This window comes from Mesorhizobium sp. M7A.F.Ca.CA.002.05.1.1, assembly GCF_003998335.1.
GTDB lineage: Bacteria > Pseudomonadota > Alphaproteobacteria > Rhizobiales > Rhizobiaceae > Mesorhizobium.
Genome location: NZ_RZQI01000454.1, coordinates 1 through 4,767, shown reverse-complemented (window position 1 = coordinate 4,767; position 4,767 = coordinate 1). Strand labels below are relative to the sequence as shown.

Sequence of the window (4,767 nt, the reverse complement as noted above, 5' to 3'; positions counted from 1 at the left end):
CGCCATCACGCGAACCAGAATATCCGTATCGTTCGCAATGCGCGGCCGGGCGATCTCGCGCGTTTCCATGACCTCGGGTCCGCCCGCTCGCGTCATTATAAGCGCCAGCATCGTCTCAGACATCGACCGCCTCCCCCTCGCTACATTCGATCGCATTGATTAGACTCTGGAGGTCAACCGCGCCGTCCAAGGTCTGTGCGAGGCGGGCGTTGTTCCTCAAGTCGGAGACGGGACGCGGGGAACTCAGGCCCACGCTCGGCGATGGCACTTCCTGAAGGCGTGTGGCACCGTAGGCCTCCGGAGGCCACTCGCAGAAGACGATCTTGCCTGCTTCGAGCAATCGGATTGCGAGTTCCCTGTGCTGCGTCACCGTGACCGCGACGACGACACCTACGCCCGGATCATTGACGAGCGTCTCGTTCGTATCGGCATGTGGGATGCCAAATCCCTCGGCTGCAACCTTTATTACCTCCACCCGGTTGCTGCTGATGGTGGTGACGCGATATTCGAGCAGCCTTTCATCCGCCGCCTTGTGTGCGATCGTCGGCCAGCCATTGTCGGGGTGCACTCCGATAATTCCGACATGAATCGGATTTCCAACCATGATCGCCTCCTACGCGTTGGTGACTTCGAAGATCGTCCGGCGAAGCGTCATGCGCGCGAGACGCCAACCGTAGGGGCCAAGTCGCCATAGCTCATGATAATGTCCGTAGCCCTTGATCCGAGCCGGAAGACCGGCGGCCGCTCCAGGAAAGACAAGCACGTCCTCCATCGACCAAATGGCGGTGATCTCCGTTTGCGAAATCTGATCGATTTCGTCGTTGTGAAGCTGGTGGATCGAGTGCGAACCTTGAATGTAGCTCCGCATGGCGTCCATATAGCTCTCGCGATCATCGAAGCTTGCGATGAGCTCGCCTTCGGTGCTGAAGACCCGAACCTCGACTGTCGGCTCTAAAAGGGAGGCGAATTGTTCCAGGTCTCGGGTATCGACGAAACGGCAGTATCTCGCCTTGGCACGTCGGACCTGTTCGATGTCAGTCAGTTGGGGATTCATTGCTCTACTCCTTTTAGATGCATGTAAGTCGGGGGAGACCCACGCGATTAGCTGTCAGATCGGCCGATCTGGTCGTCTGAAGGTACAGTCCGGCTCGCTCTGTGGTTTGGCTGTTCCAGTATTCATAGGGATGACTGGCAGGCAGCTGGATGCGTCGATGACGCTCGTCGGCCTCCGGGCCGTGGCAATCGACTTCAGTTCAACACGAGAATTCACTAGCCAGACGACGTCTTCGGCCTGTCGGGCTACCGCGGCGACGGAAGCTGCGGGAAGGTCGATCTCCCGGCACCCTGTCACATTGGACTACGGCTCCGGGTGAACAGCACCGCCACCGCCGCCACCAGCAAGATGATGCCAAGGACGTAGAACGTGTCGGAGAAGGCCATGATCAGGGACTGCTGCGCGATGAGCTTCCCGAGAAAGGCCTCCGCCTGGTGGCGTGCTAGACTCTCGTCTGAGACACCGCGCGACATAATGTATTCCGTCATTCGAGATATGAACTGCTCGGTGGGCTCGCTGTAGGGCGTGACAGACTGCCCGATAATGTTGGAATGGAATTGCTCCCGCCTGGTGATCAGTGTTGCCAGCATGGCCGTTCCCAGCGCCCCACCGAGGCTGCGCATCATATTGAGAACCCCGGACGCCGCACCGGAGAGTTCGCTAGGTATGCCGACCATCACAATACCGGCAAGCGGAGCAAGGACGATGGCCTGGCCGAATGCACGGATGAAATTCGTGGTCACGAACTGATCGCTGCCATCATTCACGTTAAGATGCGTGTTCATGAAACAGCTCGCTGCAAAGATCGCGAGCCCGGCGCAGACGATTGCACGTGCGCTCAAATGCTTCTGCAACCAGGGAACGAACGGAATAATTACCAGTTGGGGCAGCCCGACCCAGGCCAACACCATACCAATCTGCTCGGAATTGTACCCTTGGACTTGGCTCAGATAGGCCGGGAGCACATAGACCGAGCCAAACAGCGCGACGCCGACCAGCATGTTGGCTAGGGTTCCGAGCGCGAAGTTACGGTGGACGAGCACCCGCAGTTGAACGGCAGGCCTATCAACGGTCAGCTCTATGGCGACAAAGACCGCAAGGGCGACGACGGCAACGATCGATAGATGAACGATGAGCGGCGAGCCAAACCAGCCATTCTTGTTGCCCTCGTCGAGCACGGTCTGGAGGCAGGAAAGCCCAACAATCATGAAGGCGATGCCATACCAATCCCCCTCCTTCAACAGCGAAAGGTTCATCCTCTCCCGCTCGAGGGTTGGAAAAAGCAGGCCGAGCATCAGGACTCCCGGCACGAGATTGACGAAGAAGATAAACTCCCAGCCATAGTGCTGGGTGAGGTAACCGCCGATAGTCGGTCCGATCGCAGGCCCAAAAGTGGCCGTGAGCGCAAATGCTGCCAAGCCAACCGGCCGCTGGCGTTGTGGCAAGGACGTCAGCACGCGGGTGAATGCCATTGGGATCATCACGCCGCCGGCGAAGCCCTGAAAACCCCTGAGGACGATCATCTGCCCGAGGCTTGTCGTGAAAGCGCACGCGACTGAAAAGAGGAGGAACAGGCAGGTGCTGCCGAGCAGAAACCTGCGGAACGAAAACACTCGCGTGAAGAAATCCGTCAGCGGGATCATGATGATTTCTCCGATGAGATAGGAGGTGGATATCCACGTTCCGTTGTCGGAGCCCGTACCAATCCCGCCCTCGATCTCCGGAAGCGAGGAATTGGTGATCTGGATGTCCAGCACAGCGATCAACGCGCCGAGCATGCATCCGAAAATGCAGATCCAATCGCGGAAAGTCGCACCCTCCCTGTCGCGATGCGATGTCATCGGTAGGGTCTCGGTCATGGCTGGTTTCGAGACCTGCCATGCTCTGTATCTGGCGGCGGTTGGCTAACGGTGATCGTGGCGGTGACTGACATTCCGGGCAGGAGCAACCCTGCGAGAGGATCATCCCGGTCTATTGCGATCTTGACGGGGATCCGCTGAACGATCTTCGTGAAATTTCCGGTGGCATTGTCGGGGGGCAGGAGCGAGAACTCTTGGCCGCTGGCCGGCGCGATGCTGTCAACGATGCCCCTTACGGGGGTGTCGGCGAAAGCATCAACGTCGATCCTGACCTTCTGGCCCGAAGTGACCTCGGAGAGCTGGGTTTCTTTGTAGTTGGCGACCACATAGATACCGTCGAGCGGGACTACCGCAAGTAGTTGCATGCCAGGCTGGACGTAGAGGCCCACCCGCAACTGGCGCATACCGACAACGCCTTCGCTGGGCGCCCGCAAAACCGTGTAGCCTAGGTTCAGTTCTGCCTCCTCGAGTGCTCCTTGGTTGTGCTGCAGAGCAGCATTTGCTTCATCAAGCTGGGCCGCGAGAGTGCCGACCTCTCGCCGCACCGCCTCCAGGGCTGCCTTGTCCTTCGCGACCAATGCGTTCGCGGCGCCGATCTGGGATGCTGCCTGCTGTGCATTCTGGACGGAGCCATATCCCCCCTTGGCAAGCGTTTCGAAGCGTTCGTCATTTTGCGCGGCATAGACCTCCGTGGCCTGGTCGGCCTTTAGGGTGGCATCCGCCTCGTCGATGAGGGCGCGCTGCTCTGCCAACTGGGCGTCGATGCTCACGATTTTCGCCTTCGCCTCGGCGACGTCTGCCTTCGCCTCATCGACGGCTGCCTTGAAGCTGCGCGGATCGATGGTCGCCAACACGTCGCCCGCCTTGACCTTCTGATTGTCTGCGACCAGCACAGTGGCGAGGTAGCCGGCGACTTGAGGTGCAACTGGCACGATGTGGGCCTCCACATAGGCATCGTCGGTCGATTCCTCGAAACGCCAGACCGTCCAATACTGCCGGCCGGCATACGCAGCGGCGGACAACGCAGATAGGGCAGCAACGCCAAATGCGACGATGCGGAGCGCGCGGACAAATCTCCCCTCTTTGGCACGCGGTAAGGTCAATGCTACGACCTCCGTCTCCGGTTTGCCGGGATGATTGATATTCATGATTCCTCCTGCCGGGGAGGCCGGCCCATCCGGGGCGCGCCCGGACCAATGCTGGTTCGTCTCGTTACATTCAAAGAAGCGATTCTCGCAGGAAGACCTCGGCGACCGCTGTATCGAGTTGGTTCTCCCGACTGGCCGCACACCTCTGCAGGTGATGGAATTCTCGCCTCAATGAGATCAGCATTCTGAGAACTGATCGCCGGCAGCGACCGCCGATGCTCCCGGCCTTTGAAGGGTCATTTGGCCCTCCCGCGTCATGTCCTTCGTCACTGTGGCGGTGACCGTAGCCCTCTCCTTGGCCGCCACTAATGTGGCCGCCGTCATGAGCCAAGGCCGCCAAACCCGAGCCTGCCGCTAACAGCGCGGCCCAGGCAATTGTTATCCAAACATGTCGTACGTTTGGCATCGTCGTACTCCTTGCGGCCCACGCTTTGGGAGGAAGCGCCGCAAGAGTGTATTTGCCGTCGACTGAGCGAAATCATACTTGCGTCCAGCGATGCCAGACGTGAGGTCATGGATTGCGCATCTCGGCGAGAACGACGACCGATATCTCATACCGTATTTCCGGACTTTCCCCTCCGGCGGGGCGGCTTCAATAAGGAACGGCAGACTCCCCATTCTCAATTGAGATCCTACGGCGGAGGGTATCAGGAGCAGCAGAATCGTCGCCTTCTTAGGCGCGCCGAGTTCATTGGCGGGTCCAGGT

Annotated in this window: 4 protein-coding genes; all 4 read right to left on the bottom strand. The window is 59.4% G+C overall.

All coding sequences use genetic code 11. The features are described 5' to 3' along the window. Nucleotides 1–115: 115 nt before the first annotated feature. The 4 genes from EN939_RS21340 to EN939_RS21325 all read right to left on the bottom strand — a co-directional run bounded on the left by EN939_RS21340 (nucleotide 116) and on the right by EN939_RS21325 (nucleotide 4,061). Nucleotides 116–604, bottom strand: a complete 489-nt coding sequence (locus EN939_RS21340) for a Gfo/Idh/MocA family oxidoreductase (protein WP_127269553.1) — start codon at nucleotides 602–604, stop codon at nucleotides 116–118. Nucleotides 605–613: 9 nt separating this feature from the next. After that, complete coding sequence (locus EN939_RS21335) at nucleotides 614–1,054, bottom strand: nuclear transport factor 2 family protein (protein WP_127269552.1); 441 nt, start codon at nucleotides 1,052–1,054, stop codon at nucleotides 614–616. Between the two features lie 293 nt (nucleotides 1,055–1,347). Beyond that, nucleotides 1,348–2,913, bottom strand: a complete 1,566-nt coding sequence (locus EN939_RS21330; protein ID WP_127269551.1) for a DHA2 family efflux MFS transporter permease subunit — start codon at nucleotides 2,911–2,913, stop codon at nucleotides 1,348–1,350. Then, nucleotides 2,910–4,061 (bottom strand): HlyD family secretion protein, encoded by a 1,152-nt coding sequence (locus tag EN939_RS21325; protein WP_127269550.1) that lies wholly within the window; start codon nucleotides 4,059–4,061, stop codon nucleotides 2,910–2,912. The genes EN939_RS21330 and EN939_RS21325 overlap by 4 nt, the downstream gene beginning before the upstream one ends. Nucleotides 4,062–4,767 lie beyond the last annotated feature (706 nt).